The organism is Pseudonocardia sp. DSM 110487 (assembly GCF_019468565.1).
In the GTDB taxonomy this organism is placed as follows: domain Bacteria; phylum Actinomycetota; class Actinomycetes; order Mycobacteriales; family Pseudonocardiaceae; genus Pseudonocardia.
Genome location: NZ_CP080521.1, coordinates 8394388 through 8411905, shown reverse-complemented (window position 1 = coordinate 8411905; position 17518 = coordinate 8394388). Strand labels below are relative to the sequence as shown.

The window sequence follows — 17518 nt, the reverse complement described above, 5'->3', positions numbered from 1 at the left end:
TCTCCTCCCAGGAACGGGTCTGGTGTCTGCCCCGTCGCCGCGCGGGGGCCTTCCATTACCGTTCTGGCCGGATCCCGGGCAAACAAGGGGGACAGCCCTACCCGAGGTGGGGTGCACCCCATTCACTGATACGCGCCGTGGCCGGACGATGACGCCATGATGCTCGAGCCAGCGCAGCGCGCCGGCGACGCTCCCCGCAGCGCCTCCGAGCAGGGCGCGTCCCCCGAGTCGCCGTCCCCGCCGGCGCCCGCCGAACCCGTCACCCGACTCTCCGCACCCTCGAAGGAGGCCCGTCTCCGCACCGAACGCGAGCAGTGGTGGCTGCGCCGCAGCCTCGAACGACAGCTGCACGACGGCGCATCGCTGCGCATCTCCGCGCTCACGTTGCAGCTCGGGTTGTTGCGCCACCGCGCAGCCAAGGCCGAATGCGACCTGCAGGACTTCATCGACGGCTTCCAGGACGAGCTGCACGCCGTGCTGCAGGAGCTGCGCGACGTCTCCTCGAAGATCTACCCTCCGCTGCTCGACGAGGCGGGCCTCGGACCGGCCCTGCGTGAGGCGGCCGAGCGGCTGGACGCGCCGGTGCGGGTGAACGCTTCCGAAGACCGGTTCGGACCCGCGGCCGAGGGCGCCGCCTACTTCGCCGTGGTCGGCTGCCTGGAAGCCCTGCCGCCCGGCGCGGAGTGCGTCGACGTCGTCGTGCGGCGGGAGGACGACACGCTCGCCGTGGACGTCGGCGGCGCCGAGGCGTGGCACGCCGACGCGATGCTGGGAGCCGTCCGGCCGCTGGACGGCGCGATCGACATCACGAGCGGCCAGCGCGCCGCCACGATCACGATGAGGATCCCATGCGAGTAGCTCTTGCAGAGGACGGTGCTCTCTTCCGCGAGGGCCTGGTCATGCTTCTCGAGGCGGCGGGCCACGAGGTCGTCGGCTGCACCGCCGACGGCGACTCCCTCGTCGAACTGCTGGCCAAGGAACCGGCCGACATCGCGATCCTGGACATCCGGATGCCACCCGAGCCGGACGGCGGCCTGGTCACCGCGGAACGCCTGCGCGCCACGCACCCGGGCATGGGGTTGCTGTTCCTGTCCCACTACGCCGAGTCGCACTACCTGATGCGCATCCTGCAGATCGGGACGGAGTCCGTCGGGTACCGCCTCAAGGAGAAGGTCGGGAGCGTGGACGTCCTGAGCGACACGCTCACGCGGATCCACAGCGGTGAGATCGTCATCGAGCCGGTGCTCGCAAGGCGGCTGGTGGAGCGGCCGCGCGGGGAGCGGAAGGGGGTCATCTCCACGCTCTCCGAGCGCGAGCTCGACGTGCTGCGTCTCATGGCGGAAGGCCGGTCGAACAACGGAATCGCAGGGCAGCTGTTCGTCACGCCGAAGGCGGTCGAGAAGCACATCGCCAGCATCTTCGGGAAGCTGAGCCTGCACGCCGACATCACGGAGCACCACCGAAGGGTGCTGGCCGTGCTCACCTACCTGCGCTCGCAGCGCAACGGCGACTGACGCGTACCGATGGCCTGCGCCGGCGCCACTAGTCCGTCCGCCCGATTGGCCTCTGCCGCCGTGGCGAATAGCGTGATGATGCTGGTCCGGAACCCGATCGGGCGTGGATCGGGAGCGCGATGAATCGGATGATCGTGGCACGGGCGCTGCGGGCATTGCTGGTCGCCTGCGGCGTTGCCGTCGTGCTCGTCGTCCTGGTCGACTGGACGGGTCGAGCGCTCGGCCATGGACCGCTCGAGATCCTGATCCCGTTCGTGGCGGTCGCCATGGCCGCGATCGGGCTGGGAGCCGTCCAGCCGCGGATCGACCGCATCGTGGAGCGGGTCACCCACCACCGCGAGGTCACGCCGTACTCCTCGCTCGCGGCGGCCGCGGCGCGCATCCGGGCCGGAGCGCTGGAGGAGGCGCTGCCAGGGCTCGCGCAGGTGCTCGCCGACGGCACCGGCGCCACCAGGGCGGTCGTGTGGCTCGCTGTCGCCGATCGGCTGGTGGGGGCGGCGGAGCATCCGCCACCTGGTCCCGGCAGCGGGGCCGAGACCGTGGAGAACCTTGCGGTGCTGCTCGCCCGGCCGGACGTCGACCACGCCGTCCCCGTGCTGGACGGCACGGTCCTGCGTGCGGCGCTCACGATCACCAAACCCGGCGCCCCGATCACCCCCGGCGACCAGGAGCTCGTCCGGGACGTCGCCAACGGTGCCGCGCTGCTGCTGCGCGGGGTGGCGCTGAACGCCGAGCTCGCGGAGCGGGTGCGCCGTGCCGACGACCTCGCGCGGGAGCTGCGTGCATCGCGGCAACGCCTCGCCCGCGCACGGGAGGTGGAGCGCAAGCGCCTGGTCATGGAGTTGGGCAACGCCACGAGCGACCGGCTGGCCGCCCTGCGTGCCGATGTCGCGGCGGCAGGCGCGGAGCTGGGCCACCCACCCGAGGACGCGGCGATCGACAGCGCGGCCGCCCAGGAGGCGCTCACGCGGGCGCGCGTCGCGCTCGACGAGCTCCTCGACCGGTTTCGCCTGATCGCCCGCGGTGTCTACCCGGCCGTGCTGCGCGACCAGGGACCCGCTGCGGCGCTCGACGAGGTTGCTGCGGACATGCCCCGGCCGGTGCGGTTGTCCGGCGACCTCGGCGGACGCCTGGACTACGAGATCGAGTCCGGCGTGTACTACGTCGTCGCGGCCGCGTTCGGTGCCCTTTCGGGTGGCGCGGGTGACGGTGAGTTGCTCGTGCACCTCGAGCGCACCGACGCCCACGTCGTCGTGCGCATCGAGGACCCGGCCGCGGTGGCGAGCCCCGAGGACCTCCGCGTCGCGCTGGCCGAGGAGAGCGAGCGGCTCACGGCGCTCGGCGGTGATCTCACCGTCACGAGTGCCGCCGAGACGGCCGATTCCACGTCGTCCGGCTCGGTCGAGCTGCGCGTCCGGCTGCCCGACCGGCTCGAGCCGATCGTCGAGACCAGCGTCGGCGCTGAGCTGAGGATCCCGTGACGACCGTCTCCGGCGTCGCCAGTGCGCGGCGCAGCGCGTTCGCCGTCGCGGCGTACCGGGTGCTCCTGTTCGCCTGCACGGCGGTGTCGGTGATGGCGCTCGCCGCTGGTGCCATCGGGTGGATGGCGTCCAGGGCGGCGTTGATCGACTGGCTCGGTGTGCAGGGTGTCCTCGATTACGGCCTCAGCGTGCTCGCGCTCGTGGTTGCGGGGGTGTTGGTCGCCGGGAGGGACAGGAGCTGGTCGACAAGGCTGTTGCTGCTCGCGATGGTCGCGTCGGCAGGGGCGTTCAACGTGCAGGCGATCGCCGTCGTCATGGTGGTCGATGTGGTCACGGGCCTGCAGATCGGCCTGATCCACCAGGTGTTGCTCCCGGGGATCGCGGTCGCGGCCTTCGTCCTCGCGCTGCTGGGCTTTCCACCGGAGCGGGAGGCCCGGTCCGGCCGGTCGCGCACCGCACTCGTACTCGCGGGCGCCGGCTTGTTGTTGCTGGCCGGGCTCAGCACCGCGCTGCTGGCGCCCATCGTGAGCTGCGTGCTGTTCTTCGGGTACCTCGGGCCGGTCGTCGGGGTCATGGTCCTGCCGGGCCAGATCAGGGGCGCCCCGACGGCGACCGCGCGCACCCAGGCGCGGCTGCTGTTCAGCGTGGTCGCGGTTGCCTCCGCCATCGCGATCGTGCTCGCGGCGGTCACCCTGCTGATGTGGGCAACGGGATGGAGCAGCCTGCTGCTACTGGTGGACCCGACCGACGAGGCGCGCGGCGAGCCGACGGCGCTGCTGTTCTGGTTCTCCCGGCTGGCCGGGATCGCGATCGCGGGCGCGGTGTTCGTGGCGACCCGGCGGGGCGGCCTGTGGAACGCGGAGCGGCTGTTCAGCCGTGGGCTTGCGGCCGGGCTCACGGCGGTGCTGGTCGGTGGGGGCTACTGCCTGGTGCGCACCAGCACCGCGAGCCTCGCGGGCGCGGACGGCGCGCTGCTCTCCGCCGTGCTCGCGACCGTACTGGCCGCGGTGACGCTGCGTCCCGCCTACGTGTGGGCCGAACGCTGGACCGACCGGCTCCTCTTCGGCACCCGGCCCACCCCGTACAGCGTGCTCGCCGGGATCACGGCGTTCTCCCGCGTCACCGCGACGGACGCTCCGGACCTGGCGCGCGTGGCGGAGGCCGTGGGGCGCGGGCTGGGGGCAACCACCTGCCGGTTGACGGTCACCCGGCCCGGTCTGCGGGACCGCAGCTACACATGGAGCGAGGGAGCGGAGCGCGATTCGGGCGAGCTCGTCCAGGTGGTCGTCCGCCACGGGACGGAAGCCATCGGCACGCTGGCGGTGGACTACGACGCCGTCGGCGGCCTCCAGCAGCAGCGGCAGCACCTGCTGGAGGACGTCGCGGACAGCCTCGGCGCCGTGTTGCAGGCCAGCAGGTACGGCATCGAGCTGGAGCGGCAGCTGCGGGCCGCCCTCGCGCACGCGAGCGAGATCGCCGCGTCGCGGCGTGCCGTCGTCGCCGAGATGGACGGGGAGCGGCGGCGGATCGAGCGGGACCTGCACGACGGTGCGCAGCACCACCTCGTGTCGCTGCGGCTCGCGCTCGGCCTGGTGGAGCACCAGGTCTCCACGGCCCAGTTCGGCAAGGCGCGAGCACGGCTCGAGCAGGTCAGCGAGCAGATCGATGTGGCCGAGTCGGTGCTCGCGGAGACCGCCATGGGGGTGTCGTCACCACTGTTGGCCGAGCGGGGACTCGTCCGGGCGCTGGAGAAGGAGCTGGCGTCCGGCGAGCCACCGGTCGCGGTGGATGCGGCCGGCCTGGACGCGGACTGCCGGTTCCCGCAGGACGTCGAGTCCGCGGTGTACTTCTGCTGCCTCGAGGCGGTGAACAACGCGCGCAAGCACGCACAGGGCGCCACGATCGGGGTGCGCATGTGCATCGAGGACGGCAGGCTGCGCTTCATCGTGCAGGACGACGGCCCTGGCTGGGACCAGACCCGAGCGAGCGGCTCGCCGGGGCGGGGCCTGCGCAACGTCACCACCCGGATCTCCACGGTCGGGGGCCGGATCGACGTCCGGTCCGTTCCCGGGCAGGGCACCACGGTGGACGGCCTCGTCCCCCTTCCGGGGCGGGCTGAGCCGCAGCCCGCCGTCCCGTCCCCCGTCGCGGCGGGTGTCGCGAACCGCCCTGCTGCCCGGGACGATGCCGCCGAGGCGCCCCGTCCCCTCATCGACCAGGTACGCGACGCCGTGCGGGAGGCGCGGGAGCGCTACCGCGGCACCGCCCGCGCCGATGCCGTTCGCGTGCTCGCCGAGCGTCTCGACGCGCCGCTGCGGATCGGGGTGCCGGGCGACGGCGCCGGACCGGTGGCGCTCGTGCCGACGCTCACGGCGCTCGGCAAGGGCGGTACCCGCGACACCGGTGGGGCGGCGCTGATCGATGCCACGGCTCTGGACGCTGACGCGTTCGTCGTGCCCCTGCGCCGCGGCCCCGCCGGCGACGTGCTCCTGCCCGACCGGCCCCTCGGCACCGCATGGCATCGCCCTGCTCACGCGATCGGGGCGCTCCTCGTGGACGGACCGGCCGACGAGCCCGCCGAGCGAGCGGCGATCGAGTGCGCCGCGGTGCCGGACGTGCGGCGGCTGTGCCACGTCGTCGTGCCCGTGGCGCCCTCGTTCGCACAGGCGGGCCTGCAGCTGTCCGACGAGCACTTCCGGACCCTGCTGGCCCGGACCGAGGACGACGGCGGCGGCTTCGACGACAGCGTCGCCGAACCGTTGGACGAGGTGGCGACCATGCCCGTGGCGATGGTCGGCACCGGCCAGGCGGACCGGATCCGGTCCGCAGGGCGCCGTGCGGTCCCGGTCGGTCGCGGCGGGGCTGCGCAAGCGTCGGTCGCGCCTTCAGCGGATGCGTCCGAGCGGGAGCGGCCCGTCCCGTTCGGCGGTGCGGTCGTGCGGTTCGCCGTCGCGGAGATCAGGTCCGGGCGGGCTCCGACCCGGCAGGCGCTCGCTGCTTCGCTCCTGCGGAGCAGTGGCCTGCCCCGGTTGCGCGAGTTCATGGAGGACCGGCTGACCCGGCGCGCGGACGCGCTCAAGTCGCGTGCGGTGTTGCTGGCGCTGGAGGACCTGGTGCGGCACGAGCCGCCGCCGGTGGGCGGTGACGGGCTGCGCTACCGGCTGGACCGGATCCGTTCCGGGGCGTTCGAGCTCACGGAGCTGGACGTGGTGGACGCCCTGCGGGCGGGAGAGCTGGATCTCCCGGACGGCGAGCGCCCCGCCGTCGAGCGGTTGCTCGGCGCATCGGGAACCGATCCCCGTACGCGGCTCGGGCTCGTACCGGGTGCGACGGAGCAGGACGTCGCACGGGCGGCTGCCGAGCAGCTGGCCCGCTGGCGGCGTCGCGCGGCGAACCCGCTCGCGAGGGTGGAGCTGCGGACGGCGGCCGACGTGCTCGTACAGGCGTGCGAGCGGTTGTTGGCGGGTGCAGCAGGGCGCGCCGGGTGAACGGACGAGCGCCTTCACCCGTCTGCGCGACTTGACTCACCGCGGGTGACTCTTTTCAAGAGCGATCCGACCCTATCGGAGTATTCGATGTCATGGGCGTCCTTGGCATGCTGCTAGCTGTGCCGATCTGATTCGGTCGGCATTCAGGGGGCGTCACCGGGGGTTGCGTCCATACAATCCATGTGCGAAATCATGCGGTATTGCCGCTGAATTTCGATCCGGTCTGTCCTCGATCGTCCTTCCGCTGTCCACCCCGACCAGGGATTGGTGTGTGAGTCGTGACTCGGGCTGAGTCGACGGAATCGAGTGTGAACGGTCGTGCAGAGCAGTCGCGCTTAAGTCTGAGCACTGCAGCCGCGCGGAACCTCGCGACCACGACCAAATCCGTGCCGCAGATGCAGGAGATCAGCTCGCGGTGGCTGCTGCGGATGCTCCCGTGGGTGAACGTGTCCGGTGGTACGTACCGGGTGAACCGGCGGCTCACCTATCTCGTCGGTGACGGGCGGGTGACCTTCACGACCGACGGCGGGGAGATCCGCGTCGTCCCCGGCGAGCTCGGGGAGCTCGGCCTGCTGCGTGGCTACGACGACCAGGAGGTCCTCTCGGGGCTCGCCGGCCGGTTCTCCCAGCAGGAGTTCGCGGCCGGCCAGACCATCGCCGAGTTCGGCTCGCCCGCCGATCAGATGTACCTCATCGCCCATGGCAAGGTCAGCAAGGACGGCACCGGCCCGTACGGCAACCCCGTTCAGCTGGACGTGCTGGCCGACGGGGAGTTCTTCGGCGAGGAGGCGCTCCTCGACGAGGAGGGCATCTGGGAGTACACGACGCGGGCGATGACCGACGTCACGGTGCTCGTGCTCCCGCGCCAGGCGTTCAACGAGATGCAGGAGCGGTCGGCCACTCTCCAGACCCACGTCGAGGAGTACCGCGACGCGGCGGGCAAACCGCAGAACAAGCACGGTGAGTCGGAGATCGCGCTGGCGGCCGGTCACGAGGGCGAGGCGCTGCTGCCCGGAACGTTCGTCGACTACGAGCTCGCGCCGCGCGAGTACCAGCTGAGCGTGGCCCAGACCGTCCTGCGGGTGCACACCCGCGTCGCCGACCTCTACAACGACCCGATGAACCAGCTCGAGCAGCAGCTGCGGCTCACCATCGAGGCCTTGCGCGAGCGCCAGGAGTTCGAGCTGGTCAACAACCGCGGGTTCGGCCTGCTCCACAACGCCGACCTGCGGCAGCGCATCCACACCCGCACCGGCCCGCCCACCCCCGACGACCTGGACGAGCTGCTGTCCAAGCGCCGCCGCACCCGGTTCCTGCTCGCCCACCCGAGGGCGATCGCCGCGTTCGGCCGCGAGTGCACGAGACGCGGCATCTACCCCACCCCGGTCGACGTCGACGGCCACCAGATCCCGGCGTGGCGCGGGGTGCCCATCTTCCCGTGCGGCAAGATCCCGATCTCGCGGGGCGAGTCCACCCACATCCTCGCCATGCGCACCGGCGAGGAGGACCAGGGCGTGATCGGCCTGAACCAGGTCGGGATCCCGGACGAGTACGAGCCCAGCCTGTCGGTGCGCTTCATGGGCATCAGCGAGCAGGCGATCATGTCCTACCTCGTCAGCGCGTACTACTCGCTCGCGGTGCTGGTGCCGGACGCGCTCGGCGTGCTCGACAACGTCGAGCTCGCCCACTACGGCGACTGAAGGGGCCGCACAGATGCGTGCGGCACCACACCTGGCCGCTCCGTCCGATGTGGACGATCTCAGCGCACTGGCCGCCGCCGTGCTCGCCGACACGGCGAACGCGCCACCGCCGGACCTGTCGCAGCTCGTCGACGGCGCGAACCCGCGTCGGGCCGCGTCCACCGTGCGCCGGTTCGCCAGCGGCGTCGGGACGTCGGCGTTGCGGTTCCCGGCGCAAGCCACGGGCGAGGTCCCGGCGCTCGGCGGGGGTACGACGGGCCGCATTCCCGGTGGTCCGGCCGGCCTCGGCACCTCGGGATGGCGCGTCGCCCCGAGCCCGTCCCCGGGCCCGTCCTCGAGCGCGGACGACGACGCGATGCCGGAGCTGTTCTGCCCCGGCGCGGTGCGCGACAACCCGGCGCTGGGGAAGGAGGTCGACGAGCGGTTGCTCGAGTGGGCGGAGGAGGTGGGCATCTACCCCGGGAACCTCGACCGCCTCCGGGCCGCCGGTTTCGGGCGCCTGATCATGCTCGCCCACCCAGGCACCGACGATCCGGACCGGTTGCTCGCCGCCGCCAAGTGCGTGGTGGCGGAGTGGGCGGCCGACGACTACTACGTCGACGAGGTGGAGCTGGGGGCCGACCCGCGGATCGTCGGGTCCCGGCTGGCGAAGCTGCACGCCGTGGTCGATCCGGCCCAGCTCCCGGCGAAGTACGCGCCTCAGCTGGACGAGTATCGGGAGGCCGAACCGATCGCCACGGCCTTCCGCAGCGCGATGGAGCACCTGGCGCGCTACACGTCGGCGGCGCAGATGGGCCGGTTCCAGCACCAGATGGCCATCCTCTACGTGGCGTGGAACCAGGAGGCCGACTGGCACAGCAACGGCCGGGTGCCGCCGGTGTGGGAGTACCTCGTGCAGCGCCACCTCAACAGCTACCTGCCGCCGATGATCCTCATCGACGTCGTCAGCGGCTACGAGCTGTCGGCACACGAGTTCTACCACCCGCGGGTGCGCCGGGCGATCACGCTGGCAGGCGACGCGAACGTGCTGATCAACGACCTGTACTCGGGCGCGAACGAGTCGGACACCGACTTCAACCTCCCGAGCGTGCTCGTCGCGGAGGAGGGCCTTACCCGCAGGGAGGCGATCAAGCGCACCGTCGAGATCCACAACGAGTTGATGCACGAGTTCGTGGCGGAGGCCGCCGCCCTCAGCGTGGCCGGCTCGCCGGCGCTGCGGCGCTTCCTCGCCGAGACATGGGCCTGGATGGGCGGCAGTCGCGAATGGCACGCCACCACGCGCCGCTACCACGAAGGAGGATCGGAATGACCACGACGTCCACCGATGCGACGTCCACCGACGCGTCCGTGCTGCGCACCGACTACCAGCGCGCGGTCGCGGCGTATTGGAACACCAACCGAAACGACCCGGTCAACCTCGAGCTCGGCCACGTCGACGGCCTCTACCACCACCACTACGGCATCGGCGAGTACGACCCGTCCGTCCTCGAGGGACCGCCGGAGACCCGCGACGACCGCATCATTCGGGAGATGCACCGGCTGGAGACGATGCAGGCCGACGTCCTGCTCGACAACCTCGGCCGGATCGCGCCGACCGACCGCCTCATGGACGGCGGCTCCGGGAGGGGCGGCACGAGCTTCATGGCGCACCAGCGCTTCGGGTGCCGGGTCGACGGCGTGACGATCTCCGAGTACCAGGTCGGGTTCGCCAATGAACGGGCGTCGGAGCGCGGTGTGGACGACACCGTGCGCTTCCACTTCCGCAACATGCTCGACACCGGATTCGACGCGGGCTGCATGCGCGGCATCTGGACGAACGAGACCACCATGTACGTGGATCTGTTCGAACTCTACGCAGAATTCTCCCGTTTGTTGTCGTTCGGTGGGCGCTACGTGTGCATCACGGGCTGCTACAACGACGTCACCGGCGGCCGCTCGAAATCCGTGAGCCGGATCGACGAGCACTACACGTGCAACATCCATCCGCGCAGCGAGTACTTCAAGGCGATGGCCGCCAACGGACTCGTCCCGATCAACGTGCTCGACCTGACCGGGCAGACCATTCCGTACTGGGAGCTGCGCGCGAAGTCCCCCGTGGCCACCGGGATCGAGGAGCCCTTCCTGACCGCTTACCGGGAGGGCAGCTTCCACTACCTGCTCATCGCCGCCGACCGCGTCTGATGAATCCGGTACTCGTCGCCGACGAGCTGTTGCGGAACGGTGAGGCCGCGATCGACTGCCCGGCGGGCGACCTGATCGTCGGCGAGCTGCGGCGCCGGGGCGTCGCCACCTTTCGCGGCCCGATCCGGCTCGACGTCGCTCCCGACGAGCGGGTGCTCGCGGCCGTCGTGCCCGGCACCGGCTCCGGGCTCGGCGTGGCAACGGCGTACGGCGACGACGAAGGATGGCTCGCCGCGTGGTCGGTGTCGGCCTCATGGCTGTCGGTGGCCGGGGCCCGCACCGTCCTGCTGCCCTCGCCGCGGTCGTTCTGCGCAGGTGTGGAACGGGCCATCGAGGTGGTCGAGCGGGTCCTCGAGCAGCGCGGCATCCCCGTGTACGTGCGACGGCAGATCGTGCACAACACCCACGTGGTGGCCGACCTGGAAGCGCGCGGCGCGGTGTTCGTCGACGAGCTCGACACCGTTCCCGACGGGGCCAGCGTGGTGTTCTCCGCACACGGGGTGGCGCCCGCCGTGCGCGACGAGGCGGCGCGCCGCGGCCTCGACGTGATCGATGCGACGTGCCCGCTCGTCGCGAAGGTCCACGCCGAGGCCCGGCGGTTCGCCGGCCGCGGCGACACGGTGATCCTCATCGGGCATGCGGGTCACGACGAGATCGAGGGCACGCTGGGCGAGGCCCCGGAGCGCACGATACTGGTGGAGTCCGTGGCTGACGTGGCGAACGCGCACGTCGAGGACCCGGCGCGGGTGTCGTACCTGACCCAGACCACCCTCGCCGTCGACGAGACGGCGGCGATCATCGAGGCCCTCAGGGCGCGGTTCCCCGAGATCCGCGGACCGGCGTCGGAGGACATCTGCTACGCCACCACCAACCGCCAGCATGCGCTCACCGACGTCGCCGCCGCGGCCGATCTCGTGCTGGTGGTCGGTTCGGACAACTCCTCGAACTCGCGCCGGCTCGTCGAGGTCGCCCAGCGACAGGGTGCGGCGGCCCACCTCGTCGACGACGCGAGCGACATCCGCCCGGACTGGCTGCGCGACGCGCGCGTCGTCGGCGTGACCGCCGGTGCGTCGGCCCCGCCGGAGCTGGTCGACGGGGTCGTCGCCGCGCTCGGCGGGCTCGGCCCGGTCTCCGTCACCGAGCGGGGCGAGGTCCGGGAATCGGTCACCTTCACCATGCCACCCGGCATCAGGACCGATCCTGTCCGGAAGGACCCATAGCGTCGCCGGTATGAAGGCGATCGAGAACGTGAACGGTCCGGTGTTCCGGCCCGGGGACGCCGGGTTCGACGAGCAGCTCGCCGGGTACCAGGTGGCGCACCCGCACCGGCCGGACCTCGTCGTCGGCGCGGAGAACGCGGACGACGTCCAGGCCGCGGTGCGGTACGGCGCCGACCACGGGTTGCCGGTGGCGGTGGAGACCAGCGGCCACGGCCGCGCGGCGCCGCTCCCGGGCGGTGTGCTGATCAGCACCCGGCGGATGGACGGTGTCCGGATCGAACCCGGGACCCGCATGGCACGGGTCGAGGCGGGCACGCGCTGGGCGCGGGTGGTCGCCGCTGCGGCCGAGCACGGGCTGGTGCCGCCCAGTGGGTCGTCGCCGGAGGCAGGCGTGGTCGGGTACACGCTCGGCGGTGGCATCGGCGCGCTGGCCAGGGAGCTGGGCTGGGCGAGCGACCGGGTGCGCCGCATCGACCTCGCCACCGCCGACGGCCGGCTGCGCCACGTCACCGCCGACACGGACCCGGAGCTCTTCCGCGTGCTGCGCGGGGCGGGGCACGGCCTCGGCGTCGTGACGGCAATGGAGATCGAGCTCGCGCCGGGCGGCCAGATCTACGGTGGCGCGCTGTCCGTCGCGGGCGAGCACGTGCGTGACCTGCTCGCCGCGTACCGGGGGTGGACGTCCGACCTGCCCGACGGACTCACCTCGTCGATCGGGGCGCTGCCCTACCCCGACGTGCCGATGGTGCCGGATCACCTGCGCGGCCGGTACGTCGCGCAGGTCCGGATCGCATGGACCGGCTCGGCCGCGGATGGGGAGCGGCTGGTCGCGCCCCTGCGCGCGGCCGTGCGGATGACCGGCACGCTCGGCGAGCTGCCGTACACCCGGGCCGCGGAGATCTTCAACGAGCCGGACCAGTCGCACCCCTACACCGGCACCAACGCGATGCTGCGCGAGCTCGACCCCGCCGTGCTGGACGCCGCGCTCGACATCACCGGGCCCAACGCCCCGGTCATGTGCGTCCTGGGACTGCGGCACATGGGCGGCGCGCTGGCCCGCCCGCCCGCCGTCCCGGATGCTGTGGCCCACCGCGACGCGCCCTACCTGCTGCAGGTGCTCTCGCTGGTCGACGGCACAGAAGTTCCCACCCGCCTGCACCGCGAGCTGATGGACGCGGTAGCCCCGTGGACGGCGGGCCGCACCCCGAACTTCCGCTTCGGAGAGCAGGCGGCGCGCGACTGGCCGATCGAGGTGCCCGGCCGCGCGGAGCTAGTGGCGGAGCTGGACCCGAAGGGCCTGTACTGGTAGCTGGGGAGCCAGGTGCGAGTGGAGCGAACGACGCCCTGTGCCGGAAGCACAGCTACGAACTGGGCTCGGGACGGTGCTGAGCGGCCTTGCCGCGCCAGTACTCCAGGTTGTGTCGGGTGGCACGGGTTGTCGGGTGGTCGGGCCCCAGCGCTCGGAGCCGGTCGGTGAGCAGCTGCTCGATGGCGGTCGCCGCGCCGGATGGGTCGCCGGCCACACCGCGCCAGGCGGCGAGGGCGTGGCGGGTGGTGAGGGTGTCGGGGTGGTCGGGACCGAGCACCCGCAGCCGGTCTGTGAGCAGCTGCTCGATGGCGGTTGCCGCGCCAGACGGATCCCCGGCCTCGCCCCGCAGCGTGGCGATTGCGTAGCGCACGGCGAGGGTGTGGGGGTGGTCGGCCCCTTGTACTCGGAGGCGATCGGTGAGCAGCTGCTCGTAGGCGGTGATCGCGCCGATGTGATCCCCGGCCTTGTTGCGCCAGTGCGCGAGGTTGTGGCGAGCGGCGAGTGAATCGGGGTGGTCGGGCCCCAGAAGCCGCAGAGAATCGGCGAGCAGCGCGTCGGTGGCTACGGCCGCGCCAGCGGCGTCTCCGGCCACACCCCGCCAGGTCGCGAGGGCGTGGCGGGTGGTGAGGGTGTCGGGGTGGTCGGGGCCGAGCACCCGCAGCTGGTCTGTGAGCAGCTGCTCGGTGGCGGTGGCCGCGCCGGCAGGGTCCCCGGCATTGCCTCGTGAGTGGGCGAGGTTGTGGCGGGTGGTGAGGGTGTTGGGGTGGTCGGGGCCGAGCACCCGCAACAGGTCGATGAGCAGTGCTTCGAGGGCGGCGACCGCGCTCCTCGGATCCCCGGATTTGATTCTCGAGGTGGCGAGGTTGACGCGGGCGGTGAGAGTGCTGGGGTGGTCGGGTCCGAGCACGCGCAGCTGGTCTGCGAGTAGCTGATCGATGGCGGCGGCTTCGCCGGCCAGGTCACCCGCCTGGCCGCGCCAGTAGGCGATTTCGTGGCGGGTGGTGAGGGTGCGCGGGTGGTCGGGACCCTGTACTCGGAGGCGGTCGGTGAGGAGCCGCTCGTAGGCCGCGGCTGCGTGCGCGGGGTCTCCGGCGTGGCCGCGCCAGCTGGCGAGTTGGTGGCGGGTGTCGAGGGTGTCGGGGTGGTCGGGTCCGAGCGCGCGCAGGACATCGGTGAGGAGCTGCTCGTAGGCCGCGGCTGCGCCGGCGGGGTCTCCGGCCTGGCCGCGCCAGCTCGCGAGGTTGGCGCGGACGACGAGGGTGTCCGGGTGGTCGGGTCCCAGCACGCGCAGGACATCGGTGAGCAGTTGCTCGTAGGCCGCGGCTGCGCCGGCGGGGTCTCCGGCCTGGCCGCGCCAGCTCGCGAGTTTGGCGTGGGTGGTGAGGGTCTCCGGGTGGTCGGGGCCGAACACCCGCAGGTGATCTGTGAGCAGCTGCTCCAAGGCGGCGACAGCCCCAGCCGCGTCCCCGGCCTCGCCGCGTGAGTCGGCCAGGTTGGAGCGCGTGGTGAACGTGCCGGCGTGGTCGGGCCCCAGCAGCCGCAGGACGTCTGTCAGCAGTTGCTCGTAGGCGGAAGCTGCCCCGGCGGGGTCTCCGGCCTGGGCGCTGAAGTGGGCGAGGTTGTTCCGGATGGTGAGGGTGTCGGGGTGGTCGGGTCCCAGCGCGCGCAGCGCATCGGTGAGGAGCTGCTCGTAGGCCGCGGCCGCGCCGGCGGGGTCCCCGGCCCTGCCCTGCGAGTGGGCGAGTTGGTGGCGAGTGGCGAGGGTAGAAGGGTGATCGGGGCCGAGTACCCGGAGTCTGTCGGTGAGTAGTTGCTGGTAGGCGGCGGCTGCGCCGGCGGGGTCTCCAGCCTTGCCTTGCCACTGAGCGAGGTTGCTACGGGCGGTGAGGGTGTCGGGATGATCAGGGCCGAGGTGGTGGTGCGCGTCGGACACCAGTAGCGTCGCGTGACCGATCGCGGCGTGGATCAGGCCGCATTCGCCGAGGCTCCGCCCGGCTCGTCCGAGCACGGGGTGGGCTGTGGGCTGCCACAGGTTCGCCCCGGCCTGGGCGGCGAGGGTCGCGGTGTTCGCCCGCAGAACGTGGCCGAGCTGGGTGTCGCGCTCGATCTCCGGCCAGATCGACATGAGGCCATCGGCGGCGGCTCGGTGCAGCTCGCCGAGCCGGTCCGGGTCGAGGCGCTCGATGGTGGCGCGCTGGATCAGGCCGTGCACCCGCACCCCGGCCGCTCCTGCCGCGGGATCGAGGCTGATCAGGCTGAGCCGGGCGAGATTGTGCTGCGCATCCAACAGATCCTGCCCATCGCGTGGAGCTGTTGCGCAATGGGCTGTCGCGTACTCGATCGCGGCTTCCGTCGCGAGTAGGTCGGCGGGGACACCGTTGGGGTCGAGCACGCTGAACAGTTCCAGCACGGGACGCGCCAGCCCGGCCGGGGGCAGGCCGTCGGCGGCGTCGATGGAGATCGACCAAGTCGCCGCCGCCGTGTCGTGGTAGTCGTCGGCCAGCGAGTCCGGTGGAAAGAGCTCCGCGAGGCGACGGCGGCGGTCGGCGAGCCGGGCGCGGTATCGGGCGCAGGTGTCCCCGCGGTCGAGGATGAACGCTCCGGCTTGCGCCAGCGCCAGTGGCAGGTGGCCGAGATCGGCGGCGAGCTCGTCGGCGTCGCGCATCCGCTCGTCGTCCGGGTCGACGTCGAGTTTCGCGGCCAGGTAGGCGCGGGCCTGGTTAGGGGTGAACAGCCCCACGTCGACACGTCGCCTCCCGGCACCGGTGAGTGCGGCGTCGGTGCGTCGGGTGGTGACCATCGTGCGTCCCCGAGGCCCGTCGGGCCAGAGCCCGCGCAGATCCACGGGGTCGGCCAGGTCGTCGAGGACGATCAACCACGACCGCTCGGTCGCGGCTTGGAGCCAGGCCAGCAGCCATCGTGCGGCCTCCTCGGTGTCCTCGGCCGGGTGGCCGAGTTGGGCGGCGGCCTGGGCGTAGCCGGTGAGGATGGCGTCTCGGCTGCTCGCGGTGACCCAGACCAGTAGGTCCACGTCGGTGCGAGCGCGGGCGTGGGCGGCCGCGAGCTGGGTCTTGCCGACGCCTCCGAGACCGGACAGCACCTGCGTCACCACCGCCGTGCCGCCCTCGGCGACCGCATCCGACAGCAGCCGAGCCTCGTCGCGATCCTGGTAGCAGCCGGCCAAGAGCGGGACCGCGCCGACACGCACCGGCCACGACACCTCGGCCGGCGGCAACACGAAATAGTTCTTCTGCGTGTTGTGGTCGCCGATCTGGGTGCCCCGCGCCCCACGGAGGTCGACCACGTGCTTCCCCCTGCATAGATATGGCTCTGCTCATACTCGGACGGGACCTAGTGCTGCCCACCTCCGGTGGGAAGCACTAGCGGTAGAGGGTGATCTCGACTTCCCTTCCCGCGTCCAGGCCCGTCGCCGGCTCCGGGACCACCAGGTACCCGTCGGCGCGGGCGAGGATCGACAGGAGGGCCGACGGGCCGAAGATCGGCTCGGCCAGCCCGTCCTGCAGGGTGACCTGCACCACGTCCAGCCGTCCCGCCGCGGAGGGCAGGTCGCGGGTGAGGCGCGCGCGGGTCGATGGCTCGGGCGGAGGAGTGTCGCAGCCGGCCAGCCGCCACACCAGCGGCACCCCGACAAGCCGGAACACCACGAGTGCCGAGAGCGGGTTGCCGGGCAGCCCGGCCACGGGCACGCCGGAACACTCGGCGAGCAGCGTCGGCTTGCCCGGTTTGATCGCGAGGCCGTGGCACCATACGTCGCCGAGCGCGGCAACGGCGCCCGCCGTCTCGTCGCGGGCACCGACCGACGACCCCGCGGAGACGACCACCAGGTCGGCGCCCGGGAGCACCTCGCGCAGCCGGGCTTCCAGCGCCCCGGGCTCGTCGGAGACGATCCCCGCGATCACCGGGTCGCCGCCCGCGTCCCGGACGAGCCCGGCCAGCGCGGAGGCGGTGGCGTCGCGCACCTGCCCGGGGCGCAGCGTCGCGGTGTCCGGCGGCACCACCTCGTCGCCGGTGGAGAGGATCACCACCCGTGGCCGGGCATGCACTTGGACCGTGGTGACGCCCGCGGCCGCGAGCAGCCCCAGGTCGGGGGCGCGCAGCGGCCGCCCCGCCGGCACGAGCGCCGCGCCCGCCGCGACGTCCTCGTCGGCGCGGACGACGCCGCTGCCGGGCGCTACCGGCCGGGTGACCTCGATCGTGCCGGGCATCGTCTCGGCTGTGTGCTCGACCATCACCACGGAGTCGGCGCCATCGGGCAGCACGCCGCCCGTCGGCATCCCGACCGCCCCTCCGGACCGCACGGCCACGTCCGGCGCGGCGCCCATCAGCACCGCACCCAGCACATCGAGGTAGGAGGGCAAGGCCTCGGACGCGCCGTAGGTGTCGGCGGCGCGCACCGCGTAGCCGTCGACGGTGGAGCGGGCGAAGCCGGGCAGCGGCGCCGCGGCCGGGACGGCCTTGGCCGGCACCCGGTGCAGGGCGTCGGCGAGCGGCACGTCCTCCACCGCCGTGCGTCGGGCGGGCCGGAACCCGGCGAGCGCCTCGGCCACCGTGCGGGTGGAGAAGAACTCCCTGCCCGCGGGCCGGGGCCCAACTCTCGCTGCGCC

General features: G+C 72.5%; 11 protein-coding genes. 9 read left to right on the top strand and 2 right to left on the bottom strand.

Annotation, left to right across the window (positions count from 1 at the left end):
• Nucleotides 1–156: 156 nt before the first annotated feature.
• The 9 genes from K1T35_RS39415 to K1T35_RS39375 all read left to right on the top strand — a co-directional run bounded on the left by K1T35_RS39415 (nt 157) and on the right by K1T35_RS39375 (nt 12893).
• Entirely contained in the window at nt 157–858 is a 702-nt protein-coding gene (locus tag K1T35_RS39415; protein ID WP_220256783.1) for a sensor histidine kinase, read from the top strand.
• A complete protein-coding gene (locus K1T35_RS39410; RefSeq protein WP_220256782.1) occupies nt 849–1514 on the top strand; it encodes a response regulator transcription factor in 666 nt (221 codons plus the stop codon). The genes K1T35_RS39415 and K1T35_RS39410 overlap by 10 nt, the downstream gene beginning before the upstream one ends.
• 119 nt (nt 1515–1633) lie before the next feature.
• Entirely contained in the window at nt 1634–2995 is a 1362-nt protein-coding gene (locus K1T35_RS39405) for a hypothetical protein (protein ID WP_220256781.1), read from the top strand.
• The gene (locus K1T35_RS39400; RefSeq protein ID WP_220256780.1) at nt 2992–6483 is read left to right on the top strand and encodes an ATP-binding protein; all 3492 of its coding nucleotides are present in this window, start codon (nt 2992–2994) and stop codon (nt 6481–6483) included. Before K1T35_RS39405 ends, K1T35_RS39400 begins: the two co-directional genes overlap by 4 nt.
• A 278-nt stretch (nt 6484–6761) precedes the next feature.
• Nucleotides 6762–8183, top strand: coding sequence for a family 2B encapsulin nanocompartment shell protein (locus K1T35_RS39395; protein ID WP_255621219.1), 1422 nt, complete (start codon nt 6762–6764; stop codon nt 8181–8183).
• Nucleotides 8184–8196: 13 nt separating this feature from the next.
• Entirely contained in the window at nt 8197–9492 is a 1296-nt protein-coding gene (locus K1T35_RS39390; RefSeq protein WP_220256779.1) for a family 2 encapsulin nanocompartment cargo protein terpene cyclase, read from the top strand.
• Nucleotides 9489–10364, top strand: coding sequence for a geranyl diphosphate 2-C-methyltransferase (locus K1T35_RS39385; RefSeq protein ID WP_220256778.1), 876 nt, complete (start codon nt 9489–9491; stop codon nt 10362–10364). The genes K1T35_RS39390 and K1T35_RS39385 overlap by 4 nt, the downstream gene beginning before the upstream one ends.
• Nucleotides 10364–11584, top strand: a complete 1221-nt coding sequence (gene ispH, locus K1T35_RS39380) for a 4-hydroxy-3-methylbut-2-enyl diphosphate reductase (RefSeq protein ID WP_220256777.1) — start codon at nt 10364–10366, stop codon at nt 11582–11584. The genes K1T35_RS39385 and ispH overlap by 1 nt, the downstream gene beginning before the upstream one ends.
• 10 nt (nt 11585–11594) lie before the next feature.
• Nucleotides 11595–12893: an FAD-binding oxidoreductase gene (locus K1T35_RS39375; RefSeq protein ID WP_220256776.1), complete on the top strand. Its 1299-nt coding sequence runs from the start codon at nt 11595–11597 to the stop codon at nt 12891–12893.
• Nucleotides 12894–12945: 52 nt separating this feature from the next.
• Here the strand turns inward: K1T35_RS39375 and K1T35_RS39370 are convergent, their stop codons facing one another.
• Nucleotides 12946–16197 carry a tetratricopeptide repeat protein gene (locus K1T35_RS39370; RefSeq protein WP_220256775.1) on the bottom strand — a complete coding sequence of 1084 codons (3252 nt, stop codon included), beginning with the start codon at nt 16195–16197 and terminating at the stop codon, nt 12946–12948.
• 76 nt (nt 16198–16273) lie between these two features.
• The gene (gene glp, locus K1T35_RS39365) at nt 16274–17461 is read right to left on the bottom strand and encodes a gephyrin-like molybdotransferase Glp (RefSeq protein WP_220256774.1); all 1188 of its coding nucleotides are present in this window, start codon (nt 17459–17461) and stop codon (nt 16274–16276) included.
• Between the last annotated feature and the right edge of the window lie 57 nt (nt 17462–17518).